The organism is Microcoleus sp. PH2017_12_PCY_D_A, assembly GCF_020738565.1.
GTDB lineage: Bacteria > Cyanobacteriota > Cyanobacteriia > Cyanobacteriales > Microcoleaceae > Microcoleus.
The window spans coordinates 1-25814 of record NZ_JAEQCI010000134.1 but is presented as its reverse complement, the minus strand read 5'-3'; the positions used below and the strand labels follow the sequence as shown (position 1 = coordinate 25814).

The following is a 25814-nucleotide window of genomic DNA, read 5'->3' as shown; positions in this document are numbered from 1 at the left end:
GGCTTTCACAAAAATTCAACTCTCTTTAGAACGACCGAGAACAGTATGGGTAGCAATTCAATTCGTAGAATTATCAAAATGCACGGGTAAGAAAGTAATAGCCATCGTCATGAATGCAGATACTTTCGATACCGCCACTGAAATAGATTATTTGATGAGTAATGTTGACTTATCAACAGCGACCGAGGAGTGGATAGTAAAAACTTATTCAAAAAGAAATTGGGTTGAAGTTTTCTATCGGGAAGCCAAGGGATGGTTGGGATTAAATGAATATCAAGTCAGAGATGAAACCAGCCTAAAAAGACATTTCATTCTGGTGTTTTGTGCCTACACTTTCATCCTCTGGCATACCTTAACAGGAGGATTAAGGCGTACATGGGCAAACAAACCTTTAAACACTTTTACTCAGGCACTCGAAGCATTTCGGACAGCCATATCTTTTAGGTTTGTCAAATGGTTGAACCAAAATTGGGACCTATTATCCGCTTATAAAGCCAGTTTAGGCCTTGTTTGGGCTTAAAATTTGTTTAAGTCCCGCTAAGTAAGTGCATCCCAGTCGCGCTTTACCGTCACGCCCCGTATCATGCCCTGTGTGCCGATGTCTTTGAAGCCTAGGGAAAAGCTCACACAACCTGCGGGACAACTGATTGCTAGCTTTGACAGGGTTATCCCGTTTATTCGATAACTCACGCCATATCAACTTCTCTTTGCCTTTGACAGTCTCAACCTTTAGCACCCCAGTCTTGATGTACCAGTCCTGCAACTGTTGCCAGAGGTCGGAAACGTAAGCTTGACCGTCGGGCTGAGGTTCTAAGCCGGCTTCGCGCATAAATTCCAGTAAGTGACTGGTACTGCGCGGTGTCCACTTGGGCTGTTTTTTCTCTTTGGCTTTGCCTTTACTGAGGTTAGCTAGGGCTGCTGTCAGTAATTTTTGCTGTTCTTTGAGGGCTTGAGACTGTTCGTTGATGGTTTGAGCTTGGATTTTAGCCAGCTCTATCATCTGAGCGATGTCGGTTTGTGACTGGGAATCGCTTGTGTCAGACGGTTCTGCGGTTTGGGCAACATCTAGCAGTACGTTTCTGACTTGCTTGGCTACTTGGGAGTCTCTCAGAAGCATTCCTAACCGCAGTGCAGCGCGGGGTGTCCAAATTGTAATTTTGTCGGTGTTAGGAGCTAGGTTCATTATGAACTTCACTTCTTTTAAAGCTTTGCCTCGCAAAACCGTCAATCCATCTGATTCGAGCTCGTCTAGGTGACGCTTTAGAACTGTTAAGCTGCTACGCAGCTAACCGGATAAAATAGCATTGCCTTTATTTTTTATTTTTCGCTCCCATTTGATAACCATTTCTCGTTCATTTAATAATCTATGTAGTAATTCTGACAATTCTTCTACTGACTTAAACAGTCGATGTGCTATATATTCTTTCGCTGAATGCCAGACCAATTCAATCAAATTATAATCGGGGCTGTAAGGTGGCAAAAATTCTAAAATAATATGAGGCATTTCGGCTGATATTTGGTTCAGAATATCTTTCTTTTTATGAAAACTAGCATGGTCTAAAATAATTACAATCTTTATTCCTGATTCGGCAAAACTTTCAGCTTGATTACCCAGTTCTCTCCCTTCTTGAACAATCGAATCATTTAAGGCCTTAATTTGCTCATAAAACCTATTGGAGTCTCCTTTTTTTATGACAAAATTTAACCTTTTTTTGTCATGATATCTCAATCCACCCATGATATTTACTCTGCCTCTTCTCCTTTGACCTGTGATTTTTTTGCGACTAGCTTTTTTACCCCAATTTTTTCTTGTTATCACTCGTAAGCTAAATCCACTTTCGTCCCAAAACCATACCTGTAAAAGCTCTGGGGTTTGTTTTGTTATTTTTAAATACTCGGATAGCTTCTGTTTAAATACTTCTCTTTCAACGGGATTTTGTTTGTCCTCTAAACTATATTTAGCCCAAATGTAAACGTATTTTTTTTATGTAGTATTCTGGATATTTGGGAACCACTCAATTTGATTGCTGTGACTTTTTCTAAATATGTTGCTAGTCTGGCTGCCGTCCATCTCCCAAATTCCTATCCATATTCTGCCGGTTCTTTATCGATTGTATCTATCAATATTTTTTCATACTCTGGAGTGACTTTGCGAAAATTACCTTGGCTTCTTTTATCTAAAAAACTATCCAAATTATCTGGGTCGCCATGAACTGACCAATAAGCTACTGTTGTGTAAGCAATCTCCATAAATTCACTGATTTCTCGATAACTTTTTCCGTCATTTATTAGCAATAAGATTAGAACTTTTTCCCTCACATAATTATCATCAGACTCTTTTAATAGTTTAATGAGTCTCTGTTTTTGATTTTGAGATAGATGGTTTTTGGCTGGCATACATTATAACTAATGATCGCTTATCTTATATTTATATTATACAATCTAGCTGCGTATCAGCTTAGCAGCGTTTCAGCCGGCACTTCATAATACTCAGCCATCTCCTGAGTAGTAGCAGCGCCAGTCCCTTGCCACAACGCAAACACTAAAGCCTTAGCCTTGCTGAGTACGTCCGATGCAGCTTCATGGGTGACTTGAGTCAACTGCCCGTCGCGGGCTGTTTTAGATTCCAGTAAAACTTCAGGTGCAATCATTTCCGACCCCCAAAGGTATGTATCCAATACATACCAATAGCAAGTTCGCTAATGTCGGAAAACATTAAGTGTTGCGATCGTCCGCAAGGACAATCGTCTAAAAATGTCATAATTATTCGGCTCCAAACGTTGTCATGTAACGGTTTGGGGCAGTCGTGACTTGGTTAGCGGGGTCAATCGCTAGTCAGTCGCGCATCAATCTTCCTTAGTTACTCACGATTACAGGTTTGCAGCCACTTGTCAACAGGTGCGACTGTAAAGTTTTGTTTCAAATTATTCGGCAAGCAACTCCATCACTTCATCGGACGTAATGCCGTAGATAGCGGCTAGCAGTTTGATATTTTTCACATCGCTACCTAACTGCTTAAGAACCTGAATTGCACTCCCTAAAGGAATAGCTTCCTTTGTGGATTGAGTTAACAAATCAATTGTTGTCTCAGTGTTGGCGCGACGCTTGTAAACAGTTTCATTCATCTGTGGTGAATGCCCCAGACTTTTAGCTCTTGTTTCTTGAGACATCCCCGCCATTTGACCGCTGAGATTAGCTAGATGGCGTAAAGCGTGGGTTTGAGTAAAACCTTTATTCCACCTTCTTAAGATATTTTGGGCGCGGTCACTATACAGTCCAGCAATTGTTTTCGGATTGGTTGATAGTGTTCCAATCTCAGGCAATTTGCCAGACTTAATTTCTAGGCCCTCTATCAAGTCAGGATGAGTAGGGGGAAGCATCGGCACACACAGTCGGTAGCCAGTTTTGGTCGTCGTGTCGAGTAATGTCTTGTCACCAACTACAGCAATCATCTTTATGTTGTTTGGCTCAATCAGTGCCGGGATAATAACGCCATCCTTTGTTTTAAAAGGTTTGTCAATGTTCTGAACAGCAAACACTTCGTGAACCCGAAAACCTTACACCATCTGCATTGAGAATACCCACAGCCACCGTTTGCGTGATTCCAGATGGTATCGCTTATCACCTGAGACACTGAGAACCTGAATGCGAAGTTTGAGAAAATCATCTACTGATAAGGTTTGCAGGTATTCTCGAAATTCTGTTTGGGTACCGTCAATTTCTTTAAGTCTACATAACAACTCAGTATCGCCAATAGTCTCAGCTAGTTTTTTCATAGCAGACAGGCAGTTCTTAAAGCATTTGGTTCCTTGCTTCTTGACGTGGACGACCGACAAAACATCTACTGAGTTTATAATCGCCTCCCTGGGCAACAGTTTGAAATATTGTCCGTAAACACACCCCCAGGAGCTTTGATGGCTAGCATTATTCTTGTCACGTTGTTGACGGCGTTTAGTGCGTCCTTCCCAGTATTCTTTCTCTACTTTTGCTATCGCCTCACCCAACGTCATCAAATCATTTTTGATGACGTTTTTATCCAAAATAACATCATCATACCAGGCTAAAAATCGGCTCTCACTAGAGAATGATTGCAAAGCGCTAGCAACTAGATGAGCTTTCCTCAGAGCGTCAGTGATGCCCTGCATCGTCAGGTAGCACCCACAGGTTCTGTTGACCCGCTTGTCACCTAACTTGAATTGCAGCGTTATGTAACCACCACTAGCTTTCCTGTCTCTTTTTAGCCCTACGCCCTTGGGACATTCTTTCTGTGCTTGTTGGAAATAGTCTAGAATCCGCTCGTAGCAAACAAGGTAGTCTGCGCTGGTACTTACTGTGACAGGATTAGATTTTTCGCTCATCTTTCGCTCCCTACTCTGATAGTGCTGAGTTTGACTGATGCACTCAGCCTACAGCAAGCCGCTCAGTGTTCGCTCAAATCAAAAACAGGACTTTCAGAGTGGGTGCAAAAAATGGCTAGAACGACGGAAACTCCTGATTCAAGAGCGAAGTTTTGATTTAAATCCCTCCGTGCTCACTAAAATTAATCAAAAGATCGATCGCGAACGATCGATCTTTTTTACGATCAATGGTAAAGGAGTTCTGGCTGTGCGGGCGATTTCAGAACACAGCAGCGCGCACCGCGCACCCTACAACAGACTGCTGACTATCACATATCGTCCTCGTCTTGACCTTGCACGCCCTGGAGAATCCGCGATAACTCACTCTTCTCATTAACCGAAATTCGAGTTGGAGAACCGCTGATTACCCGTTCGTAGCCGCGGAAGGAATCTTTAATTTGCGGGCCTCTTTCAGTAATCGTGTATTCTCGAATTCCTTTGTCGTGCCACGAACCGCGCATTTTAAACACATTAATTGCCCGCGACATTTCGCCTCGAATCTCTACATACTGAAGCATGATAATCGTGTCAGTAATTGTAGAAATATGAGAGTCAGTAATCGAATGAGAACCCATAAACTGGTCGCTGGTATTCGTAAAAAAGCCGGTGATTTCTTCCTGCTTCGCAAAACCTGTCACCCCAATCACAAATTGCCTGAAAGCATTATTGCTGACACCCCTAGCTAGGGCTGACAGCGAGTCGATCGCAATTCGAGAAGGTTTGAATTCAGCAATTTCTGATTTAATCGTCTGCAAATGGTCTTCCAAGCCCGCAGATTCCGGGTAAGTACACAGCAGTTTCAGCAGTCCTTTGTGTTCCATTTCCTCAAAATCAATGCCCCAAGAATAAGCATTGCGGAACAACTGAGCCCGCGATTCTTCATAGGCAAAAAGTAGTGCCCGATTGCCGTTCGTACAAGCATTCTGCAAAAACTTGCTTACCAACAGAGTTTTTCCGGTTCCCGTCGCACCGGTAGCCAAAATAATCGAGTCTTTAAAGAAACCGCCGCCGCACATCTCGTCGAGAGTTTTATCGCCGGAAGAAACCCGCACGTTAGAAGATTTTTGAGTTAATCGCATCGCACCCAAGGGGAAAATATTAATGCCATCATTGGTCATAGTAAAAGGATATTCACCCTTCATGTGAGTTGTGCCGCGCAACTTCAAAATTTCGATGGTGCGGCGGCGGCGTTCCCCTTCCAAGACGTTGCGAACAATCACTACATTATCCGACACAAACTCTTCCACTCCAAACCGCGCCACCGGGCCGTATTCTTCAACCCGTTCGGTAGTCATAACTGTAGTTGCGCCTACTTGTTTGAGGCGTGCAACTAAGCGAAAGATTTCTCGTCGCACCACAGATGCAGCTTCGTACTGCTGAAATACGGCTGTCACTGAATCTATAGAAACGCGCTTGGCTTTGTATTTGCGAATGGCGTACTGAATTCGCTCGATTAAAGCAGATAAATCAAAGTTTCCCACAATATCCTGACCTTCGGGGTCGGGGGAAGCGTCTAAAATAAATAGCTTGCCTTCCTCGATTAGCCGTGCTAAATCCCAGCCGAAACTGCAAGCATTTTTAATAATATCTGTCGGAGATTCTTCAAAAGTTACGAGCACTCCCGGTTCGTCAAAATGAGTGATTCCGTTATATATAAATTGTACGGCAAATAAAGTTTTTCCCGTTCCTGACGTGCCGCTGACTAGGGTGGTTCTACCGATCGGCATTCCGCCGTGACTGATGTCATCGAAACCCTCAATCATTGTGCGAATTTTTTCAACGCCTGCCGTTACCAATCCTTGTGGTTGCACCGTTTGACTAATTTCATTCATGTCGATTTTTGTCAACTCTCAGTATTCTTTAGTTGTCACTCATTAACCCCCAGCTCATGAGTCTTTATACCCAGTTTTTAGTTTGGGCTTGGGCTCAATAACTAATGACTGCTGACTGCCGATCAATGACTGTCTTCTGATTATCTTATGAATTCAGGTCTTCTTCGCGAAGTTCTTCATAGAGCAAATCTAATCCTATCAGAACTTTCTCGCGATCGGACAAATCGCCGATAATTTTTCGCACCGGCGGCGGCAGGATTTTCGCTAGGGTGGGGGTTGCTAGAATTTTGTCCTCTTCTGCTAGCTGAGGATTTTTGAGAACGTCTATGACTTTCAGGGCATAGACTCCTTGAAATTCCTGTTCTAGGATGTCTTTTAGGGTTTTCAAAGCTCGCACTGAGTTTGGAGTATTTCCAGCAACGTACAGCTTCAGAATGTAGGTTTTCTTCAGAGGAGTCATGAACTTTTTTAAATGTTGAGTATTAGTTGTCAGATGTTAGTTGTAGTTGTTATTGGTCTTGAATCCGCTGTTCTTTGTTATTTTATAATAATTTCAGCCTTGGTCTAGCCCTGCGGTTTGTGTTCTCCTTTCTTTTTTGTGGATTTTTACCTTCTACCTTTTATCTTTTACCTTGAGATGTCTCTTTGGGAATCGATCGCCTGTACATCTCGCACAGATGAGCGATGGCGTCAATCAGAGTCAAGCGGTAATCGAGCAATATCTCCTCGCTGCGGCCTTCTAATTTTAGCTGTTTAGCAAATTCGTCCATCAATTCCATGTGAATCTCTACAATTTGAGTCACGGGAACGTCTGCAAAAAAAGCCAAATTTACAAATTCATCGATTTGATTGTTGACTGCGGTATCTTCAGAAAAATAATGCAAAACGATGTCGCGATAACTTAATTTGAGTTGCTCCAAAAACTTTTGCTTCTCTTCTCCCGAAAGATTTCGCAAAAAAATCTGAGAATTTCTTTTATAATACACGCCTAAGTATCCTAATCGCTCCCGTAATTTTTCCGCAAGTCGGCGCTGCTGTCGTTGGAGTAAACTTTGAGCAGTCAATTGGGCCGTGGCATCGACCCTTGCGGATTGGTCATTGACAGGAACCGGAGTTGAAAGTTTCAGAAATTGTGCGATCGCCCGATCGATACTTGCACCTAGGTAGCTCGATCTCGCGATTGATAGTTGCACCTCAGCCGGGTGATAAAAAAAAGCACAACTTTGCTTTTGACTCTTCTCGGCGGTAGTCGCCGCGCCCTCCAAAGCATCTGGAGGTGGTGCTTCAGGGCTGCCATCCCCTGCCGGCTGGGGCAAAAAAATCACAGCAGGCAAAAAGAGCGATCGTTCTTGCAGCTTGCCCAGAAGCAATTGCAAATCCCTATCTACGTCAAACACCAAACAATCGAGGTGGTAATTGTGTTTGAGGAATCCCAAAAACTCCACCGCCGACTTAATGTGGGTTAACGTGTAGCGTTCGCCGCTCAAAAGCTCGATCGCATCGCTGGCAATTTTTTCAGAGCGGATAAAAATACCTATCGACAGTTGGGGCAGCAAACCTGTAGGTGAATTACCCAAGTTGCCCGAAAGTGCTGGATCGCTCAGAGTTGATATCTCCTTATATAAAATACTTAACATTTTAACAAATCTTTAAACATCTATTGTAACCAATCTTAACTGCCTAATAGGCGATCGGCTTATAGCAGCGGGATCGTCAAAGTGTACTTATTGGCAGATGTGTCAAGCACCCCCATCCTGATTTCTGCAATTAAGCTTAAGCCTTAAAATAATTGGTAGTTGCCTCAAATCAGGTGCAGGCATCAAATTCGGAGGTCTCGGTGCAGTTCTGGGGATCGATCGAGAACTGGTATAAAACTAATAAGATACAAAAAATCCGCAGCTACATTGGGTCTCAAAAATATTACTGCTATAGATAGCAGACTCTCAGGTTTGTTATGTCAACCACCAGCCCCACTCTCAAAAATTTTATCGAGCTAGTGCCGCTGTGCCTCCAAACGGCGGCGCTATCATCGCTACAGTCAATTTTCAGCTCCAGCAACTGCGATCGAGTTGCAGTGGTCAACGAACAGCTACAACCTCTAGGATTAGTTTACCTGCGCTGCTTTTGGGCCCTTTGGACCGATCGCACAAACGACTGGGAGCAACCTTTGTCAGCAAGTTCGATCGCAATCGAGCCGATCCGGGCCATACCTGGGACTCTGAGCATCAGCGAATTCTGGGAATATTTGCAAACAGAGGAGCTTGACACCCCAGCCAGGAGCCAAATCATCGGCGGTTGCTCCAAAAGTGCGATCGCCCTGACAGATGCCAGCGGGAAATTTTTAGGAATGCTAGACAGTCAGAGCCTGCTGCAATTCGCCGCACTTAACAGCAGCCTGAGGCCCGAACCCACTGAAGTCAAAGAAATTGAATCGAGATCGGTTTCTGCAGCCATCGCCACCGCCCTAGGATCTCAAGTGCGCTTCCTAGAAGCAGGATTGAAACCCTCAGAAAACCTCAACTCCCTAGTGCAACTCCTGGAAAAACTGCCCCTGCCCTTGAGATTGCAAACTCCCACCGGACAAATAGTCAGCCAAAACGCAGCGTGGCGGATTTTGCTGGGAGCTGGCCCAGAACCAGTTCCAGAACCGACAGCAAATTTGGGCAAACACTCGCCCCACAAACCAAGCCATGTAACAACAGAATACAATAGCGTGCTCTTAGAGGCCGTCACCTCTGAGTGGAGGAGCCTAGTAGGAGCAAGTCGATCGGGCGATTCCCTGCGGGATAGCTTCGATTCACGGGATGGAACCGCAGCCGCGAGTTGCCCCTTACCCCTGTACGCCGCCGCCTCCCCATCAACCTTAACCGCGACCGCTTGGTCTCCCACCGCCGGCAAACCAGATACATATATTTGTGACTGTCCCGTACAAACAGGTCAAGAACGGATCTGGCAATTTGTCAAACAGTCACTCTCAGATAAACTAATTTTAGTAATGGGACAAGATGTCACCGAAGAACATTTAGTCGCCAAAGAACTAGCAGCAAAAAACGCAGATTTAATCCACCTCAACCGACTAAAAGACGAATTTTTATCCTGCATCAGCCACGAACTAAAAACCCCTCTCACCGCCGTCCTCGGTTTGTCGAGCCTGCTCAAAGATAAATTGATCGGAGAACTCAACGATCGCCAAACACGCTACGCCAGACTAATCCATCAAAGCGGGCGGCATTTGATGACAATAGTGAACGACATTTTAGACTTGACCCGCATGGAAACCGGGCAGCTAGAACTAATTCCGGAACCAGTAGAAATAGCAGCCACCTGCAAAAGAGCCTTTGAACAAGCAAAACAACTGCAACAGCAAGAAGAAAAATCATCTCCCCAGCCAAGCCAAACCAAGGGTGCATCTTCCCAAGCAGAACCCCCCGCCAAAATAGAATTTACACTGGAAATAGAACCGGGAGTGAGCTATTTAATTGCCGACGAACTGAGGCTGCGGCAAATGCTCGTAAACCTCCTTTCCAACGCCATAAAATTCACCGAAACAGGTGGCAAAATCGGATTGAAAGTAAATGTTTGGGAAGGTTGGCTCGCCTTCACAGTTTGGGATACCGGCATCGGCATCCCCGCCGACAAACAGCACCTGATATTTCAGAAATTCCAACAGCTAGAAAGCCCCCTCACCAGGCGCTTTCAAGGAACCGGACTGGGACTGGTACTGACTCAGCGCCTAGCCCGTCTCCACGGCGGAGACGTTTCGTTTATTTCCTCAGAAAACCAAGGCTCTGAATTTACATTGTTGCTGCCCCCAAGTCCTCCGGGAAATAGCGGGGAAGAATCTCCATCACATACAGGCATTGATGAAGAATTATTGAAATCAAAATATCAGATTCCGATCGCCAATTCTCGCTCTCGTTTAGTATTAATAGTCGAAGCAGTTCCTAAATATATCGAAGATTTAAGCAAAGTCCTCTCCGGTTTGGGCTACCAAGTAATAGTCGCCCGTTCCGGCACCGAAGCGCTGGAAAAAGCCCGGAGGTTCAGTCCCGAAGCGATTTTTCTCAACCCGCTGCTGCCGCTGCTGTCCGGTTGGGACGTGCTGACGCTGCTGAAGAGCGATCCGGATACCCGATCGATTCCGGCGATCGTCACGGCCACCAGAGGCGAAAAAGAACGGGCTTCTGTCAACCGCGCCGAAGGCTTTTTGAGCTTGCCTGTGGAAGAAGCCGCTTTACGCCGGCTGTTGGCAGACTCGATCGGTCGCCCCGACGCCAGTACCAGCAAGGTGAGGAGTTCTTTAACCGTGTTGTGGCTCAGCCCGCAAAACAGTTCCTCTCAAGGTTCTGCTTTACTCCTCAACCCCAACTACTGCCGAGTTTTGGAAGCAGACGACCTCGGCCAAGCAGAACTCGTGGCGCGAATTTGGCGGCCTTCGGCGATCGTCTTGGACAGTACGAGTCAACTGCAAAACCCCTTAGCTTTCATCGAACAGTTAAGTCGGTCTCGAAATTTGGGTTCTCTGCCCTTAGTGACTTTAGACCCTGCAACGACGCAACTGGCAAATCAAGTCAAAAGATTGTCGGTATTTCCCTGTTTGGCGGCCCGCAGTCCCGAAGGCAGTGAAACCTCAGGCACCGGGTTGGGGGCGTCTGCGTTGTGGCAAGTGATTCAAGTAGCTGCGGGCATGAGTTGGAAGCCCAGCATTTTATTTGCTGACATTTCGACTTTACCCGACTTGCACTGCACCACTCGGGGGAATCCGACGGGAGAATTGGCAAAGGGCGATCGATCGACAAAAGCCGAGATTCCCATTGCCAATTCCAAGTTTTCTACTCCCAACTTTCAAGCTTTGATTCAGTACATCCAAACCGCAGGCTTTCGAGGGGCGATCGCACCTTGCTGGACAGAAGTTTTGCAGCAGTTGCAATATCAAAGCGTGGACTTAGTGTTGCTGTGCTTGCGAGATGCCCCGTCAGAATCGGCCGCCATGTTGCAAGCGCTATCGAACCTGCGGCAAATGGCTGTCAAACTGCCAATTTTAGTCTGGGACGATCGATCTGCTGTAAATTTGGAATCGGAGGCGATCGACTTTTTGCTGCAAGAAGTATCTGCCAAAATTTTGCCTTCTTCCCTGTCAGCAGCACAACTGTTAGACAAAATTCAACAGACTTTATTAACTAATTCAAATTCCTAAAAATCAAGACATTCCCCGGTTTGTAGTAAGGACTTCAGTCCTCTATAAAGCAGTGAATCAAAAATTTTATTCCTGAGTAAAAGTAGAATTGGGCAACTACCGAAATCAAAACTGGTTTCGCGTCGCGAGCCAACAAGCAATATCAAAACTCAGGAATATAGGTTATTATGAACGATCGAGAAACCATTATATTTTTTTCTGGGGCTATACAGTGCCTAATCGCATTCCTTTACTATCTCTGGTGCTCGCACTCGGTTTGTGGACAATGCCCAAGCCAGTTGTAGCACAGGCACTCCTGCCTTACACCCTGCAAATCGACTCTACCGGACTCGAACAGACAGCCTTGAGCCTTGCAGAGCGAGCCGTTCAGCTAGCCAGACTCCAGCAGTTCCAACTCGCCGTCCCCAGCGCTGAACTCGCGACGCAGTTAGCCCCCAAAAATCCTCAAACTTGGACTTTGTTAGGCAGCTTATACCTTCAAATTGAGCAGTTTGACAAAGGCATTGAAGCCTTGGGCCAGGCTCAATCTCTGTCTCCAGAAAATGCCTCAATTAAATTTGTCTTGGGAGAAGCTCACTTTCGGAAAGCGAACTACGAGAAAGCAGCCGAATACTTGCAAGCAGGCTTGAAAATAAAGCCCGACACTCCGGGCGCATTATTTGATTTAGGTAACGCTTTTTACAAGCTAAAGCAGTTCGATCGCGCGATCGCCCAATATGAAAAAGCCTTTGCCTTAGAAAAAAAACTCTGGCCCGCTATCAACAATATCGGATTAGTCAAATACGAAATGGGAGATGTCGATAGCGCCATCAAACGCTGGCAAGAAGCGATCGCGATCGACGACAAAGCAGCAGAACCAATGCTAGCTCTAGCAGTAGCACTTTACACCAAAGGCGACAAAGAAAAAGGTTTAGCCCTGGGAGAAGCCGCCCTAAAATTGGACAAACGCTATGCCACAGTAACTTTTCTCAAAGACAACCTCTGGGGCGATCGCTTGATTGCAGCCACCCAAAACTTCCTGGCAACTCCCCAAATTAAAGCAGCACTCGCCAAAATTCAAGATGCCCCACCATCTCCCCAATTGTAACTTTAATTATAGTGAGTTTTTGCGGTGAGGACGGAGAGTTTTTAAAGCATTTTTTATCTGAGCCAGACTTGCTGTTTTTCAAGAGCATCAATCAATCCAACACTTGCGAATATCACACAAATCTTTTACTGGTTTGTATTTTCTACTCGTTACTAGCAGTGCCTGGTAAGGCAGATTCGGAGGCTCTGCCTCCTTTTTCGGGCCGAGGCAGAGCCTCGCTGATATTGATTCCAAGGCTCTTCCTTGGAAACAGTTAAAGAAGTCGCTATCTTCAATTCTCCAATCTAAAATCTAAAATCTAAAATCCCATGATTCCCCTAACCTGGACACAACTAGAAACCCTCACCGACTTTGAAGTCGATCGCACCAACGGCCCCACCAACGCCCAATCCCGCTTGCGCCTCTTCGGAAAAACCGAATCCGATGTGCGAGTCACCCTCTACCGCGACAACCATGCGTGGTGTCCCTATTGCCAGAAAATCTGGCTGTGGTTGGAAGAAAAACAAATTCCCTACCGCATTGACAAAGTTACCATGTTCTGCTATGGGGAAAAAGAACTTTGGTACAAGCGTAAAGTGCCGTCGGGAATGTTACCCGCGATCGAACTAGACGGCCGCATCATCACCGAAAGCGACGACATCTTAATCGCCCTCGAACAAGTCTTCGGCCCCTTGAGTTTGGGTATGAAAAACCCCCAAGTCCTTCCGCTGCGGCGGCTAGAGCGACTGCTGTTTAGAGCGTGGTGCTCTTGGCTGTGCTACCCGGCGAGTTCAGCCGCAGTAGAACAACACAACCGCAAGCAATTTATCAGCGTCGTCGCCCAAGTTGAAGCAGCCCTAGCCAGCACGCCCGGGCCTTATTTCCTCGCTGAATTTGGCACTGCGGATGTCATCTTTACGCCCTATGTCGAACGGATGAATGCCAGTCTTTACTATTACAAAGGCTACTCGATGCGGGAAGCAAACCCGCGCTTTGGTGACTGGTTTGCGGGGATGGAAAGCCGATCGACCTATCGCGGTACTCAAAGCGACTTCCACACCCACGTGCACGATTTACCGCCTCAAATGGGTGGCTGTTATGAAAACGGTGAACCGCAGATGTTACTCAACAAAGCCCGCGTGGATAACGGGCCTTGGGCTGGATTACCCGATGTGATGTATCCAGAACCAGAAACCTCGCGTAAAGAAGCACTCCACCGCGTCATCAAGCATCAGCGCAACATTATTAAAGTCAATCCTGCTGATGACAACTTATTTGATGAGGCTTTGCGTTGTGCTTTAACTTTGATGATGACTGGCGAAGTTTGTAAACCGCCGGCTGGATCTGATGCGGCTTTGCGGTATTTGCGCGATCGGGTAAATGTCCCCCGAGATATGTCAATTTACGCGGCCAAGCGCTTGAGGGAAGCTTTAGAGGAAACGGCGGCCCTGGTGGGTGATGGCCAAGGTACTCCGATTCTGTTGAAGAATCGGCGGGATCAAGATCCGGCTAATTTTGTGTAGGGAGAGCCTGGTGGATTTGCTCAGTTTTGCATTTACAGTGCTGCCCCGCTCAAAAAAAAGTTCGTAGTGCGGACTTCAGTCCGCTCTTTAAAATGCTTCTTGCAAAACTGAGATGCTCCCATACGATATTACAAATTTGTGATGTACGATCGGGTTATTGAGTAAGTTGTTTCAGAGGCTCTGGGTATGGTTTCAGTATCAAACAACCAACCAATTATTATTCGTACAGAGCGCGGCCTGACAATTTCAGGTACGCGCATCACTCTCTATGATGTGATGGACTATCTGACGGCTCAGTATCCCCCGAAGTTTATCCGTTCATTGTTTGACTTAACAGACGATCAGATTAACGTTGCTTTATCCTACATTGAGGCAAATCGTGCAGAAGTTGAAGCAGAGTATCAAGTTGTTTTAAAGCAAGCTCAGGAAATTCGACAGTATTGGGAAGAGCGCAATCGCGAACATTCTGCCCGCGTTGCAGCGATGCCACCCAAACCAGGTCGAGAGGCAATGTGGGCTAAACTTCAAGAACAGAAAGCCAGACACGAAGTAGAAGCATGAATTTTCTTATAGATCACAATCTTGGAGGTCATGCAGAGATTTTATTGGGCAATATTGCGAGTCAAGGCTGGTTAAATCTACTCCCAATTCGTTTTGTCACCTTCAAACAGATGAATTTGTCGATCGACAGTAACGATCGAGTTGTTTGACGACTTGCTCAGGCAAATCAAATGATTTTGCTGACAGCAAACCGCAGCATGAAGGGTGAAGACTCCCTCGAACAGGTTATCTGAGAAGAAAATACAGTGGATTCCCTCTCTGTGATTACGATTGGAGATGCGATCGATTTTTAGGCGATCGAGTCTATCGAAATCGTTGTGTCGATCGTATTCTAGAAATCTTGCTGGATATAGAAACCTGGATAGGCGTTGGTCGTCTTTTTGTTCCGTAAGGCTAGCAAATAGAATTGTACTACCATTGGTAGTATTAAAATTAGCATAAATACTGTCTATGAAAGTATCTATCTCTTTGCCAGATGAGTTAGTGCGTTACATTGACCAGCGTGTATAAAATCGCAGTAGCCTAGTTGAGCTTTTATTGCAAGCGTGGCGAAAACAACAAGAACAGCAGGCAATGGTAGAAACCTGTTTATTGCTCGATGAACTGAGCGATGAATTAACCGATGAGGATGAAGCATGGCAGCAAGCAGCGATTACTGACTGGGAAGCATCTGGCTGGTGACTTTAATTTATACCCAGATCCCCGAATTCTTAGAGAAGTCGAGGCTCTATCCCGTAGGAATTGTCTTATAGGTTGTTTTTGTTTTTATAGCGCTTGACTGAATCTTGTTTCATTTCTATAAATCTCTTTTCCGCGAGTTCTTGGACCTGGGGAGTGTAGTCTTTTCTAGAAAATACAGGACTGATGGATGTAGGGTAGGCTTTGATCCCCACAGATTGTATTTGAGGATTTTCGATCATTTCTGAAGCTTGCTGTATCAGAAGATCGAAAGCCAGCTTATAACTATAAGCTTTTACCTCCGACAAAGATTGAAATTCAAAGGGATTTTGTATTCTGACAGCCCGAATAATAGGGCCAGTATCTACGCCTTCATCTACATAATGAACAGACGCTCCAGCAACTCGTTTAAATTCTTCAATATCACCACGAGATGCCATATTTTCGACAGCAAACATACCCCTTGCATAAGGAAGAACAGCAGAATGAGCATTAATAATGTTACCTTCTGTCAATTCAATCCACCAAGGACTAAGAATCTTATCCAAAAACACAAACATACAAATCTTACCTTCATTTTTACATTCTATTTGTAGCCACTCCTTCACTTTTTCACTATTTATAGTTTTACCTAAAAAGATACTTTTTTGAAATGAGTTTTGTGCCAATGCAGGTATTCCAAATAATCTTATCATAGCTTCTTCCGTCTTACTAAGTCCACCATATAATGTTTGGATTTCCTGTAGAGAATCACTTGTTAAAAGTTTTTCCTTCTGATGTAATTGATGAAATCGCTCTTTACTCTGGTGTGAAGCATCATTTTTATCATCTCGTATGAGAATACCTCTAAAAAATGGGTTTCCTTGGAATTTGGTGTACCATTGTGACACTAAATAAGTTGGATGAAAGCTATTTTCAGTCATTAATAAAAAATTACAAGGCTGATTGTTTGTTTTCACGGTTAGTATGAACCTCTATTGATTTAAATTACAGTTTAGTTAACGGCTGCAAGCTGATAATTTTTCTTGATATATAGACATATCAAAAAACTGATTGTTTCTCCCTCCGATCGACGATATTTCTAGTTGATTTTTATAATGTTTTGCTGGGATTTTTGGGACGTAGCGACAACATCAACACTGTACTAACAATACATAGTCCACCGATACCTTCAAAAAGACTCAGTGGTAAGCGAAGCCAAATAACTGATGCAGCTACAGCCGACAAAGGCTCTGCACTGGCTAATAAACTGGCTTCTGTAGGTGTAATGTATCGAAGACTGTCTATATAGAGATAAAAAGCGATTGCTGTGCCAAATACAATCACAAAACTTACTAACAAACCAGTAATTACAGACCAATGTTGACCTTGAATTTGCCAAGGAGAAGCGATCGGGCATAATGCAATACCTCCTATAATCATGCCCCACCCAATGATTACTTCAGAACCCCAACGTTGTAGCAAACCTGATGGATATAATGTGTAAAATGCAAGTGCAATTGCAGAACTTAATCCCCATGCTATTGAGGCACTGGAGACGGATAACTGGTGAATAGATCCATTTGTTACGAGAAGGAATGTACCTAAGAGGGCAAATCCCAGGGCTATAAACTCTTGATAATTCGGAATTCGATTGTACTTTATTGCTAAGTAAACCATAATAAATAATGGAGCCAAATATTGCAATAAGGTTGCCGTAGCAGCATTACCAGTTTGAATTGCCACGAAATAGGTATACTGTACTCCCAACATACCAATAATTCCAAAAATCACTAATCGAATCCTATCTTTGGGCTCGTGCCACACAGCAAAAACTTGATGGAAATTATTTCGGAAACATCCAGTTATTAATAACAATATTCCTGAGATTAGCAGGCGCATTGTTACGAGCCAACCAGGAGTAAATCCCTCATTTTGAAAAAGCCTTTGTGCCACCGTACCAGAAAGTCCCCACAAGGTGGCCCCCACCAGCACCATAATAAGTCCCTTATAACGTAATAACTGAATCTTTTTCGAGTCAGATGTGAGCATAGTTGTTAATCATTCCTTAAGGCAATACAAATCTGTAGTTTTTTTTGTTCAGATACTTAACATTCTTATCTTCCATAATACTTGTGGAATGTCATTTTGAGATGAGGGGTACCCCCCCATCCCAGAAGCAATAACATCATGATATTATTGATAGAGAAAGCTCGAAAGTATGCGAAACATAAACATCACATAAACTGTTTATTCTCCATCCAAGACTTTAACAAATTTATGAATTCTTACGATGCACCAGATACGGAAACACCCTTAATTTTGTCTGAGAATTTCAAATCATCTTGCTCAGGTTTGATGATATCTCCATTGATTGCTGAAAACTGTTTGGAACTGGTTCTCGACAAAGTTTTTTGTAAATTAAACAATTTTTTGTCTTTGAAAGCAGATATATTTTTGAAGGTTGAAGGATTTAATCCAGCAGGGTCTATCAAAATAAAACCTGCTATACGTATGATAGAGGCTCTCGAAGAAAAAGGAGAGATATCACCGGATCGTACTCATATTATCGAATCTTCGTCTGGTAACTTAGGAGTGGCGGCTAGCCTAGCTTGTTCGACTAAAGGATATCGCTTTACTTGTATCAGCGATCCAAACATTTCGTCTAGGAATGAGAAATATATAAAATTGTTCGGAGCCGAGCTTGTAATTGTTAAAGATAGAGATGAAAATGGAGGATTTTTAAATAGCAGAATTGATTTAATTAAGCGATTGCTTAAAGAAGATAACAATTTATTTTGGCTGAATCAATATGCGAACTGCGAGAACAAAAATGCACATTATCTGAGTACAGCACATTCAATTTTTGAAAGCTTTTCAGAGGTTGATTACTTATTTATTGGTGCAGGTACTACAGGTACATTAATGGGATGTGCTGAATACATTAGAGATCGCAAGCTAAAAACAAAAGTTATTGCAGTTGATACCTTTGGCTCGGTTACTTTCGATTTACCTTCTAGTAAAAGATATATTCCAGGACTAGGTACAAGTCGAAAACCAGAATTGGTAGATAAAAGTCTAATTGATGATATTGTAGTAGTTAAAGAAGAGGACACGATAAAAATGTGTCGATATTTACTACGCGAAAAAACATTTTTAGTCGGAGGTTCGAATGGAACAGTTTTGGCAGGCATCAAAGCTTATGCACATAAACTGGATGCAGCGAAAAGTATAGTAGCAATAAGTCCTGATTTAGGAGAGAGCTACCTAGATACAATTTATGACGATCGGTGGGTTTCGGAACGCTTTCCTCATTGCCTTAACGCAATATAAAGACCAATAAAAATTAATTCCATGAAAACAAACACCATAGAGCAAAATTTTACAGTTATTTCTGGTTCAGTAGTTAATGAAATACTCCAAACTAACTATGCGAATGTAATTGATTTAGTTCAAAAAGCATATCTTACTCATGGAGACAAAAACACCATAAACCCAGATAGTTATTTTTTGAAATATCCAGAAAAGCCAGAAGCGAGAATCATTGCTTTACCTGCACATTTGGGAGGAGAATTCAATATTTCAGGGATAAAATGGATTGCCAGTTTTCCCAAAAATATCGCCCATGGAATCCCTCGTGCATCTGCGGTGATTATTCTCAATGATTATGAAACTGGATATCCAATAGCCTGTCTTGAAGGCTCGATTATAAGTGCTTCTAGAACCGCCGCTTCAGCAGTTTTAGCAGCCCAAAATCTTATCAAACCAAAAACAGTCAAAAGATTGGGGATTGTTGGATGCGGACTAATTGCTCGTTATGTCTTGAAATTTTTGCTAAATACTGGTTGGACAATATCTGCACTAGATTTGTTTGACTTAGCTGATGAGTACAGTATGGCGATGAAAGAGTATGCTCAAGAGAGAGGAATCAAGGAAGTTCAAATCTCATCGACCAAAGAAAACCTGATTTCATCTTGTGATTTGATTAGTTTTACTACAACGGCTGATGCACCATATATTGACGATATTAGTGTCTTTTCCCACAATCCAATTATTTTGCATTTATCTTTGCGAGATTTATCATCAAAAATTATTCTTGAGTCAAACAACATTGTCGATGATGTAGATCACTGTTTAAAATCTGCAACATCTTTGCATCTTACTGAGCAAGAAGTTGGAAACCGAGATTTTGTTACAGGAACTATCGATCAACTTATTCAAGGAAAACTCACTTTAGACATACACAAGCCAACCGTATATTCGCCATTTGGTATGGGAATCCTCGATCTTGCTGTTGCTTATTATGTATATCAAAGGGCAGTCTTGGAAAAAACAACTGTTTCCATTCCAGATTTTTTTTACGAACCCACACGAATATAGATAACATATCGATTGCTATGATCGATCGACTGCTGAGAGTTGATTGACTGTTGTGGGTCGATCGCACAGGAGCGAGCGAAGCCTCCATAGCCCATTAAATTAGAGCTGTGTGACTTTTTTGAGTTCAATATTTTCCACTCCGTTTAAGTCATTTATTAGCTAGAACTATCAAGATAGGACTAAAGTCCTCACTACAAACTTTGTGGGGGGAGTTTTTAACAATTTCCCCCCCTCCCCTTCAGCTCTAAAAATCTCTCAATTGAGCAGTTGTCACCGCCACTTCCTTAATCTGCGAACCCCGGCGCACCTTCAGTTTCAAAATTTGACCAATTTTGCTGTTTTCCACCAAATTTTGCAACTGTTCCGGTTGAGTCACTTTCTCGCCCTCAATTTGAACGATCGCATCTCCCTTCCGAATCCCGGCTTTCTCCGCCGGCGTATTTGGTAAAACTCGCATCACCAACACCCCTGTAACTTCCGGCACAATCAAAGGAGCATTGGGGTCAGAATTATTCTCTCGGGCCATTTCAGGTGTCAAAGCAATCATCTGAATCCCCAAAAACGGATGGCTGACTTGTTCTCCCTTGGCTAACTGCGCGTAGATGGCCTTGGCTTTGTCGATCGGAATTGCAAACCCAATACCCATTGCATCCGCCCGAATCGCCGTGTTGATGCCAATCACTTCTCCTCTGCTGTTCAACAGTGGGCCGCCGGAATTGCCGGGATTGATGGCGGCGTCTGTTTGAATGAAATCGAGGCGCTTGTCGGGAATGCCGACGGCTGCTGAAGAGCGTTTGAGCGTGCTGATAATGCCCAAGGTGACGGTGTTGTCAAATCCTAGTGGGTTTCCGACGGCGATCGCCCAATCACCCACTTTCACCGCATCGGAATCTCCCAGTGTTGCCACGGGCAAGTTAACTTGCTTGGTATTAATTTTGACAACCGCCAAATCAGTTACTTCGTCAGTACCTTGGACTTCTCCTGGAAATGTCCGCCCGTCGTTTAAGGTGACAGTTACTCGATCGGCTTTGTCAACTACGTGAGCGTTAGTTAAAACAATCCCGCTTTTGTCAATGATGAAGCCGGAACCTTGACCGCGCAAGTGTTCTTGTCTGGGGGTCATGCTCCGCAAATCTTCTCCCATAAATCTGCGGAAGAAGGGGTCTTCCATTAAGGGGTCGAGGTTGCGGCTCACAGTGCGCTCGGTATCAATGCGGACAACGGCAGGCCCGACTCGATCGACTGCCGCCGTCACAAAACTGTTGGTATCTGCCGCCACCTGCGCCGGGAGTTCCGGGCTCCGCAGCGCTAGCATTGGCGGATTTTGGGGAGTTGCTGGGGAACTCAAAGGTACTTTCTGCACTGCTGTTTCGGGCTGTTCCCGCCAGTTGGGCTCATTGTTGCCAGCGGCCCTGACGGATGCAGCATTGATGAAGAGAGCGCTCAGGGCGATCGTCATTGCTAAGATGAGCGCGAACCAGCGATCGCCGGTACGGGGTGCGGAGCCAAAAAACTTAAATAGTCGCATAGCGTCAATCTTTGGTAGTCTGGGTTATTCTGGTCAATGTGTGCGATCGAGCGGACTCAATAATCTGCCGCTATGAAGATCCTAAATATATTTTGACAGTTACAATAGATGAGTCAGCAGCCGGGACAAATTCAACATATTCTCAATTCTAACTTTAAAAAGTTCCCTAGTAATAGCAGTTTCCACAAAGAAAGCAACTGCTTTGCCCGGTATCCCAGCCGTTACCGAATCACTCATTCCCAAATCTAAAATCTAAAATCTAAAATGGCATAACCCCGATGATTGTATCTGATACTTCTACTGACAAATCCTTGCCCTCAAATTCCCACCACCATCACGGCGATGAATCAGTCCACTCTCACCATCACGATGAAGAATCCATGCGGCGGCTGGTTAATCGCTTATCTCGGATTGAGGGACACGTCCGTGGCATCAAAACCATGGTACAAGAAAACCGTCCCTGTCCCGAAGTTCTCGTGCAAGTTGCTGCGGTTCGAGGCGCGCTCGATCGCGTAGCAAGAATCATTCTTGACGAACATTTAACTCAGTGCATTGCCAGAGCAGCCAAAGAAGGCAATATCGATACGGAAATAGAAGAGTTGAAAGCTGCTTTGGATCGGTTTTTGCCTTAGTCGCGGCCATTTTTTTACCTATACCAGCCCCGCCAGATGGTTAGGAAGTTCTGGCGAGCGATCGCTTTCCTCACGCGATTAACTGCAAATAAATGTCTCTCGCGACGATAACTAAAGGCTGCCTTCTTCCTTTTTTTAATCCTGAGGGAAGCCGTTATTGATGACTGATGACTTCTTTTATAAGATAATTTGCAAATCAGACAAAACTTGCAAATTATGAGTTCTGACCCATTGGTTTAAGCATCTTTCACCAACGCGGGAAAACCATCAAATCTTTTCCCCCTCGCCCCAATCGGCCCAACAGATAATTTATACGATCCGCAGTTTGTGAGAGCGAGCTTAGTTCAAAAAGAATTAGTGAGTTTGTAGTGACAACAAAAGTCATCAACAGCTTCACAGTCTTAGTGTCAACAATTGGACGGTGATTAACCAGACTTGGGATGAACAGTCTAAACTTTCGTCAGCTTGCCTTTGAGCTGGTATCTGACAGTTGCGTAAACGGCTTTATAGGAGGCGTCTATGCTGTATTCCTGCTGCAACCACTCTTGAATTTCTCCATAGCTTTTAAAGCCTTTTTGGGGATCGCTGAGGCGCATTGCCAAACTAGCGCGGGCCAGAGGAGGAATCGCCGGCTTCCTGCCACCGCTGTGCTTGGTTTCCAGGAGTCCTTCGAGTCCCTCAGATCGGTACTTTCTCAGCCACCGCTGCACAGTAATGCGGTTTACGCCGATCGTCATTGCCAATTCTTTAACTGTCTTAACGTGACAAATTTTGAACAGGTAAAGTGCTTGAATTTTTTGAAAGCCGCTTGCCGTTTTTTGTTCGGTTAACAGGTTTTTTAGTTCTTCTGTGGTCTCTGTGATGCTAAGTTTACATACTCCAGCCATATCAATTACCTCACGGGGATTCGCACTATACAATTGCTTTTTTTGACCGGGGAGAAAAATCCGCTCCCCTCCTAAATGCTCGCCTTTTGCTTGCCAAGAAAGCAATACACAAGCTATCTCAATTAAACTTTTTCAGACTTGGACTTAACTCAGACGCTCAGAAGCTTGTTTTTTTAACCGGAAGCAAGAGCTCAAACCCATCTTTTGGTGAAAGACCCGGTTTATGAGTTAGTTTGGTATTGGATGGCACAAGCGTCATTGCTAATACTGATATCAGTTAACCGATCGACTGCAATATTAGCTGCAATAGTTGACTTTTAAGGAATACCATTTATTCTCTTTTTACTAAACATATATCATGGTTTTTCTGGTGTTTATTGGTAATTTTTGCGAAGGTCTTGGCGATTTATAGCTAGCATACAGACCAAGGCTGTATGGGAGCTGATAGCACTTTTAGACACAGATTCTCCTGAGCCCAGAAGTGTATTTCTGGCTTTCCCTTTGTGAGAAATCCTGAGAGATTAGCACTCTGATGAGCCGGAGCCGATCGCGCCGAGTGACGCTGCAACCAACTTTCACCGCAGGCGGGCAAGTATCTGTGAAACTACTTGCTCGCGGAGCCAGTTGAGTAAAACACGTCTACCGTGGGATTGTCAAATTTTCAACATCACAGTACCACTATCGGCTATTTTGCCATGCCTGTCGTGATCGCAAACGTTGTTTCTATGTGATACTACTAACATTAATTAGTGATCGTTATCACACAAATACTCAGTAAACTCAACTAGCCATAAAAAGTTATGGCCTCGATCGCACTTTCCAGCGAGAATTCTTTGATTTAATTAGGAAGTACGATGACATTGACATTTTTATAATTTTTTTAACCAGGGGAAAAAGCATCTTGTTTTGTCCTTCACCATCCCGAAACGGTCTAGGGAAGTATTGTACTGGGCGTAAATCTTTGAGCATCTCAAGTCTAAAATGGCAGAACATCCGGTACAACAAGCTTGCGGAGAGTATTGTTCATTTAAAAGGTGTAGAGAAGCCAAAATGAACGTTGACGAATTGCTCAAGCTATACGCAATAGGAGAAAGAAATTTTAGTGGGGTCTACCTGCACGAAGTCTACCTCTACGAAGCAGAATTGATTGGAGCCAATCTGTCTGAAGCCGACATGATTGGCTCGAATCTGTGCAAAGCCAAACTCAGCAGAGTCAATTTTGGCAAAGCCAATTTGTGCAAGATCAATTTGAGCACAGCCGACTTAGCTGGAGCCGACTTCACTGAAGCACTTTTAGCTGAAGCTAACCTGTATCGAGCTGAGTTGATGGGAGCAAATCTTAGCAAAGCAGACTTAAGTGGAGCTTCCCTGATTCAAGCAAGTTTAATAGGAGCCAACATATCTCGGGCAACACTCTGCCGTGCAGACTTGCACGGAGTAAACCTTTACGGAGTAAACTTGCGGAGGGCGGTTCTCACAGAGGCAGATTTAATTGGGGCCAACTTAACCAAAGTAGACCTCAGCGGAGCGGACTTAATGGGAGCGAGCCTAATTAGGGCAGATTTGACTGAAGCGATTTTAAGTGCGTCAGACTTAAGCGGGGCAAACCTGTTGGGAGCCAACCTGACAAAAGTTAACCTGAGCGGAGTATATCTTAAGGGTGCGACGATGCCCGACGGCACGATTCACGACTAATTTATTTGTTAAATTTTATGCTTGCCGATAACTGCGGCTAAAGGGTAACCAGGTTTTCGTTACCCTAATTTATTGGTAGCGAAGTGTTTATTTGAGACTCAGGTAAGACCGTCAACAGTTGACAGTTGACAGTTGACAGTTGACAGTTGACAGTTGACAGTTGACAGTCAAGACGTAGGGTGCGTCGCAGGAGAAGAATTATCCCCCTCAACCAGGATTAAGAGAGCGACGCACCCTACAATTTATAACGGGGATGAATAACCCGGATTTGGTGTTAATTTGAGACTCAGGTAAGACCGTCAAGTTCAATGTATGATGTCTAGTCAAAGATAGCTGAGAATCAGGCAATATTTAGCAAGATCTGTTATGTTGATTTTCAATTGCTTCGATCGAAGCTATTTTAGATTTAACATTTCGGATTTTAGATGCTTAAGATGAAACTCAGAATCCTGGCTGCTGCAACGCTGCTGAGCGCGATCGCCCCTCTAGCCCCTGCACAGGCCGAGAACATTCAACACACGCAACAGTTGCTAGCCACCCGACAGTGCCCCAACTGCGACCTCAGCAGCGCTGGTCTGGTTTTAGCCAACTTAACAGGAGCCAATCTCAAAGGTGCTGACTTGAGATTGGCGAACCTCAGCCGAGCCAACCTCACCGGGGCCGACCTCAGCGGAGCCAACCTCAGCGGCACCAGTTTGTTTGGCGTCAACCTGACGGGAGCAAACCTGACGGGAGCAAACCTCAGCGGTGCTGACTTGAGAAGCGCCTATCTCAGCAACGCCAATTTAACTGACGCCAATTTAACTAACGCCCAACTGCTGGGAGTCAGAGGAATGCCAACTAATATTGGCACAGCAGAAGACTTTTACCGGTTGGGAGTGCTGGAGGCTCAAGCGGGAAACTACAGAAACGCCATTGATTATTACAATCAAGCCCTGAATCTGAAATCGGATATAGCTGCGGTTTATTTTGCGCGCAGTATGTCTCGCGCTGACTTGGGAGACTTCGCCGGCGCCGCTCAAGATGCCGATCGAGCCAAGCAACTATTTGCCGCTCAAGGAAATCCCCAAGGTCAGGAATTGTCAAAGCAGTTAGCCGAAGCAATTGTAGCGCGCCAAAAGCCAACGGAACCCCGCACTGGGGGCGGTGGCGGCTTGATGGGTATTCTGGAGTCGCTCACTTCTGTTTTGCTGAATTTTCTATAGTTGTTAGTAATACCAATTTAATGGGGCGTTGCACATATCTCGATCCCCCTCGCATCCCCCTTAATAAGGGGGACTTTGATTGGACTCTTGTCCCCCCCTTATTAAGGGGGGTTAGGCAGGGTGGATTAATTGTCAGGGGGGAATGTATCATAGAAGAGGTAATCAAGTTTGCCCCGTCCGGGTAGACTATCGAGGGTGAAATGAATCAACAATGAATTTAATTGAAGCAATTAAATCTGTTCCAGACCATAGAC

23 protein-coding genes and 2 pseudogenes are annotated in these 25814 nt (G+C 44.4%); 12 read left to right on the top strand and 13 right to left on the bottom strand.

Features of this window, described 5'->3' with window-relative positions; all coding sequences use genetic code 11:
- Positions 1 to 520, top strand: a pseudogene (locus JGK39_RS28655) (IS701 family transposase); the annotation flags it as partial.
- Here JGK39_RS28655 and JGK39_RS28650 read toward each other — a convergent pair.
- The 8 genes and pseudogenes from JGK39_RS28650 to JGK39_RS28615 all read right to left on the bottom strand — a co-directional run bounded on the left by JGK39_RS28650 (position 500) and on the right by JGK39_RS28615 (position 7866).
- Positions 500 to 1183 (bottom strand): hypothetical protein, encoded by a 684-nt coding sequence (locus JGK39_RS28650; protein WP_293258699.1) that lies wholly within the window; start codon positions 1181 to 1183, stop codon positions 500 to 502. The pseudogene JGK39_RS28655 and the gene JGK39_RS28650 overlap by 21 nt on opposite strands.
- 102 nt (positions 1184 to 1285) lie before the next feature.
- Positions 1286 to 2397 (bottom strand): annotated as a pseudogene (locus JGK39_RS28645) (IS630 family transposase).
- Between the two features lie 56 nt (positions 2398 to 2453).
- Positions 2454 to 2651, bottom strand: a complete 198-nt coding sequence (locus JGK39_RS28640; protein ID WP_293258701.1) for a hypothetical protein — start codon at positions 2649 to 2651, stop codon at positions 2454 to 2456.
- A gap of 273 nt (positions 2652 to 2924) precedes the next feature.
- A complete protein-coding gene (locus JGK39_RS28635) occupies positions 2925 to 3539 on the bottom strand; it encodes a hypothetical protein (protein WP_293258703.1) in 615 nt (204 codons plus the stop codon).
- A gap of 18 nt (positions 3540 to 3557) precedes the next feature.
- Positions 3558 to 4358: a hypothetical protein gene (locus JGK39_RS28630; RefSeq protein WP_293258705.1), complete on the bottom strand. Its 801-nt coding sequence runs from the start codon at positions 4356 to 4358 to the stop codon at positions 3558 to 3560.
- Between the two features lie 308 nt (positions 4359 to 4666).
- Positions 4667 to 6229, bottom strand: coding sequence for a circadian clock protein KaiC (gene kaiC, locus JGK39_RS28625; protein ID WP_293258707.1), 1563 nt, complete (start codon positions 6227 to 6229; stop codon positions 4667 to 4669).
- Between the two features lie 145 nt (positions 6230 to 6374).
- Positions 6375 to 6689 carry a circadian clock protein KaiB gene (gene kaiB / locus JGK39_RS28620; RefSeq protein ID WP_293258709.1) on the bottom strand — a complete coding sequence of 105 codons (315 nt, stop codon included), beginning with the start codon at positions 6687 to 6689 and terminating at the stop codon, positions 6375 to 6377.
- A 160-nt stretch (positions 6690 to 6849) separates the two neighbouring features.
- Positions 6850 to 7866 (bottom strand): circadian clock protein KaiA, encoded by a 1017-nt coding sequence (locus JGK39_RS28615; RefSeq protein WP_366049300.1) that lies wholly within the window; start codon positions 7864 to 7866, stop codon positions 6850 to 6852.
- Positions 7867 to 8183: 317 nt separating this feature from the next.
- Here JGK39_RS28615 and JGK39_RS28610 point away from each other — a divergent pair, with 317 nt between their 5' ends.
- From JGK39_RS28610 to JGK39_RS28585, 6 genes are all read left to right on the top strand, one after another.
- Entirely contained in the window at positions 8184 to 11426 is a 3243-nt protein-coding gene (locus JGK39_RS28610; protein WP_293258711.1) for an ATP-binding protein, read from the top strand.
- A gap of 211 nt (positions 11427 to 11637) precedes the next feature.
- The gene (locus tag JGK39_RS28605) at positions 11638 to 12513 is read left to right on the top strand and encodes a tetratricopeptide repeat protein (RefSeq protein WP_293258713.1); all 876 of its coding nucleotides are present in this window, start codon (positions 11638 to 11640) and stop codon (positions 12511 to 12513) included.
- A 308-nt stretch (positions 12514 to 12821) separates the two neighbouring features.
- Positions 12822 to 14015 carry a glutathione S-transferase family protein gene (locus JGK39_RS28600; RefSeq protein WP_293258715.1) on the top strand — a complete coding sequence of 398 codons (1194 nt, stop codon included), beginning with the start codon at positions 12822 to 12824 and terminating at the stop codon, positions 14013 to 14015.
- A 186-nt stretch (positions 14016 to 14201) separates the two neighbouring features.
- A complete protein-coding gene (locus JGK39_RS28595) occupies positions 14202 to 14576 on the top strand; it encodes a DUF433 domain-containing protein (RefSeq protein WP_293298331.1) in 375 nt (124 codons plus the stop codon).
- On the top strand, positions 14573 to 14725 hold the full coding sequence (locus JGK39_RS33750) for a hypothetical protein (protein WP_366049296.1): 153 nt from the start codon (positions 14573 to 14575) through the stop codon (positions 14723 to 14725). Before JGK39_RS28595 ends, JGK39_RS33750 begins: the two co-directional genes overlap by 4 nt.
- Positions 14726 to 15113: 388 nt before the next feature.
- On the top strand, positions 15114 to 15257 hold the full coding sequence (locus JGK39_RS28585) for a hypothetical protein (protein WP_293298328.1): 144 nt from the start codon (positions 15114 to 15116) through the stop codon (positions 15255 to 15257).
- A 65-nt stretch (positions 15258 to 15322) separates the two neighbouring features.
- Here the strand turns inward: JGK39_RS28585 and JGK39_RS28580 are convergent, their stop codons facing one another.
- Together JGK39_RS28580 and JGK39_RS28575 are read right to left on the bottom strand one after the other, a co-directional pair.
- On the bottom strand, positions 15323 to 16213 hold the full coding sequence (locus JGK39_RS28580) for a formyltransferase family protein (protein WP_293298325.1): 891 nt from the start codon (positions 16211 to 16213) through the stop codon (positions 15323 to 15325).
- Positions 16214 to 16346: 133 nt separating this feature from the next.
- A complete protein-coding gene (locus JGK39_RS28575) occupies positions 16347 to 17285 on the bottom strand; it encodes a DMT family transporter (RefSeq protein ID WP_293298322.1) in 939 nt (312 codons plus the stop codon).
- Positions 17286 to 17513: 228 nt separating this feature from the next.
- Here JGK39_RS28575 and sbnA point away from each other — a divergent pair, with 228 nt between their 5' ends.
- Together sbnA and sbnB are read left to right on the top strand one after the other, a co-directional pair.
- Positions 17514 to 18566 carry a 2,3-diaminopropionate biosynthesis protein SbnA gene (sbnA, locus tag JGK39_RS28570; protein ID WP_293298320.1) on the top strand — a complete coding sequence of 351 codons (1053 nt, stop codon included), beginning with the start codon at positions 17514 to 17516 and terminating at the stop codon, positions 18564 to 18566.
- Positions 18567 to 18587: 21 nt separating this feature from the next.
- Positions 18588 to 19613: a 2,3-diaminopropionate biosynthesis protein SbnB gene (sbnB, locus tag JGK39_RS28565; RefSeq protein WP_293298318.1), complete on the top strand. Its 1026-nt coding sequence runs from the start codon at positions 18588 to 18590 to the stop codon at positions 19611 to 19613.
- A 244-nt stretch (positions 19614 to 19857) separates the two neighbouring features.
- Here the strand turns inward: sbnB and JGK39_RS28560 are convergent, their stop codons facing one another.
- Both JGK39_RS28560 and JGK39_RS28555 read right to left on the bottom strand, forming a co-directional pair.
- A complete protein-coding gene (locus JGK39_RS28560; RefSeq protein WP_293298315.1) occupies positions 19858 to 21141 on the bottom strand; it encodes an HhoA/HhoB/HtrA family serine endopeptidase in 1284 nt (427 codons plus the stop codon).
- A 99-nt stretch (positions 21142 to 21240) separates the two neighbouring features.
- Positions 21241 to 21378, bottom strand: a complete 138-nt coding sequence (locus tag JGK39_RS28555) for a hypothetical protein (RefSeq protein ID WP_293258729.1) — start codon at positions 21376 to 21378, stop codon at positions 21241 to 21243.
- 41 nt (positions 21379 to 21419) lie between these two features.
- On the opposite strand from JGK39_RS28555, the gene JGK39_RS28550 reads away from it, so the two are divergent.
- Positions 21420 to 21773, top strand: a complete 354-nt coding sequence (locus JGK39_RS28550; RefSeq protein WP_293258731.1) for a metal-sensitive transcriptional regulator — start codon at positions 21420 to 21422, stop codon at positions 21771 to 21773.
- A 449-nt stretch (positions 21774 to 22222) separates the two neighbouring features.
- On the opposite strand, the gene JGK39_RS28545 is transcribed toward JGK39_RS28550, so the two are convergent.
- The gene (locus JGK39_RS28545; protein ID WP_293262503.1) at positions 22223 to 22765 is read right to left on the bottom strand and encodes a helix-turn-helix domain-containing protein; all 543 of its coding nucleotides are present in this window, start codon (positions 22763 to 22765) and stop codon (positions 22223 to 22225) included.
- Between the two features lie 945 nt (positions 22766 to 23710).
- On the opposite strand from JGK39_RS28545, the gene JGK39_RS28540 reads away from it, so the two are divergent.
- Together JGK39_RS28540 and JGK39_RS28535 are read left to right on the top strand one after the other, a co-directional pair.
- Positions 23711 to 24355, top strand: coding sequence for a pentapeptide repeat-containing protein (locus JGK39_RS28540; RefSeq protein WP_293262506.1), 645 nt, complete (start codon positions 23711 to 23713; stop codon positions 24353 to 24355).
- Between the two features lie 434 nt (positions 24356 to 24789).
- Positions 24790 to 25560 (top strand): pentapeptide repeat-containing protein, encoded by a 771-nt coding sequence (locus JGK39_RS28535; protein WP_293262509.1) that lies wholly within the window; start codon positions 24790 to 24792, stop codon positions 25558 to 25560.
- Positions 25561 to 25814: the final 254 nt, after the last annotated feature.

What these genes read in the sequence shown, in the direction of transcription:
- JGK39_RS28650 (WP_293258699.1), bottom strand. Translation starts at nt 1,183, where the DNA reads ATGAACCTAGCTCCTAACACCGACAAAATTACAATTTGGACACCCCGC.
- JGK39_RS28640 (WP_293258701.1), bottom strand. Translation starts at nt 2,651, where the DNA reads ATGATTGCACCTGAAGTTTTACTGGAATCTAAAACAGCCCGCGACGGG.
- JGK39_RS28630 (WP_293258705.1), bottom strand. Translation starts at nt 4,358, where the DNA reads ATGAGCGAAAAATCTAATCCTGTCACAGTAAGTACCAGCGCAGACTAC.
- kaiC (WP_293258707.1), bottom strand. Translation starts at nt 6,229, where the DNA reads ATGAATGAAATTAGTCAAACGGTGCAACCACAAGGATTGGTAACGGCA.
- kaiB (WP_293258709.1), bottom strand. Translation starts at nt 6,689, where the DNA reads ATGACTCCTCTGAAGAAAACCTACATTCTGAAGCTGTACGTTGCTGGA.
- JGK39_RS28615 (WP_366049300.1), bottom strand. Translation starts at nt 7,866, where the DNA reads ATGTTAAGTATTTTATATAAGGAGATATCAACTCTGAGCGATCCAGCA.
- JGK39_RS28610 (WP_293258711.1), top strand. Translation starts at nt 8,184, where the DNA reads ATGTCAACCACCAGCCCCACTCTCAAAAATTTTATCGAGCTAGTGCCG.
- JGK39_RS28600 (WP_293258715.1), top strand. Translation starts at nt 12,822, where the DNA reads ATGATTCCCCTAACCTGGACACAACTAGAAACCCTCACCGACTTTGAA.
- JGK39_RS28595 (WP_293298331.1), top strand. Translation starts at nt 14,202, where the DNA reads ATGGTTTCAGTATCAAACAACCAACCAATTATTATTCGTACAGAGCGC.
- JGK39_RS33750 (WP_366049296.1), top strand. Translation starts at nt 14,573, where the DNA reads ATGAATTTTCTTATAGATCACAATCTTGGAGGTCATGCAGAGATTTTA.
- JGK39_RS28575 (WP_293298322.1), bottom strand. Translation starts at nt 17,285, where the DNA reads ATGCTCACATCTGACTCGAAAAAGATTCAGTTATTACGTTATAAGGGA.
- sbnA (WP_293298320.1), top strand. Translation starts at nt 17,514, where the DNA reads ATGAATTCTTACGATGCACCAGATACGGAAACACCCTTAATTTTGTCT.
- sbnB (WP_293298318.1), top strand. Translation starts at nt 18,588, where the DNA reads ATGAAAACAAACACCATAGAGCAAAATTTTACAGTTATTTCTGGTTCA.
- JGK39_RS28560 (WP_293298315.1), bottom strand. Translation starts at nt 21,141, where the DNA reads ATGCGACTATTTAAGTTTTTTGGCTCCGCACCCCGTACCGGCGATCGC.
- JGK39_RS28555 (WP_293258729.1), bottom strand. Translation starts at nt 21,378, where the DNA reads ATGAGTGATTCGGTAACGGCTGGGATACCGGGCAAAGCAGTTGCTTTC.
- JGK39_RS28550 (WP_293258731.1), top strand. Translation starts at nt 21,420, where the DNA reads ATGATTGTATCTGATACTTCTACTGACAAATCCTTGCCCTCAAATTCC.
- JGK39_RS28540 (WP_293262506.1), top strand. Translation starts at nt 23,711, where the DNA reads ATGAACGTTGACGAATTGCTCAAGCTATACGCAATAGGAGAAAGAAAT.
- JGK39_RS28535 (WP_293262509.1), top strand. Translation starts at nt 24,790, where the DNA reads ATGAAACTCAGAATCCTGGCTGCTGCAACGCTGCTGAGCGCGATCGCC.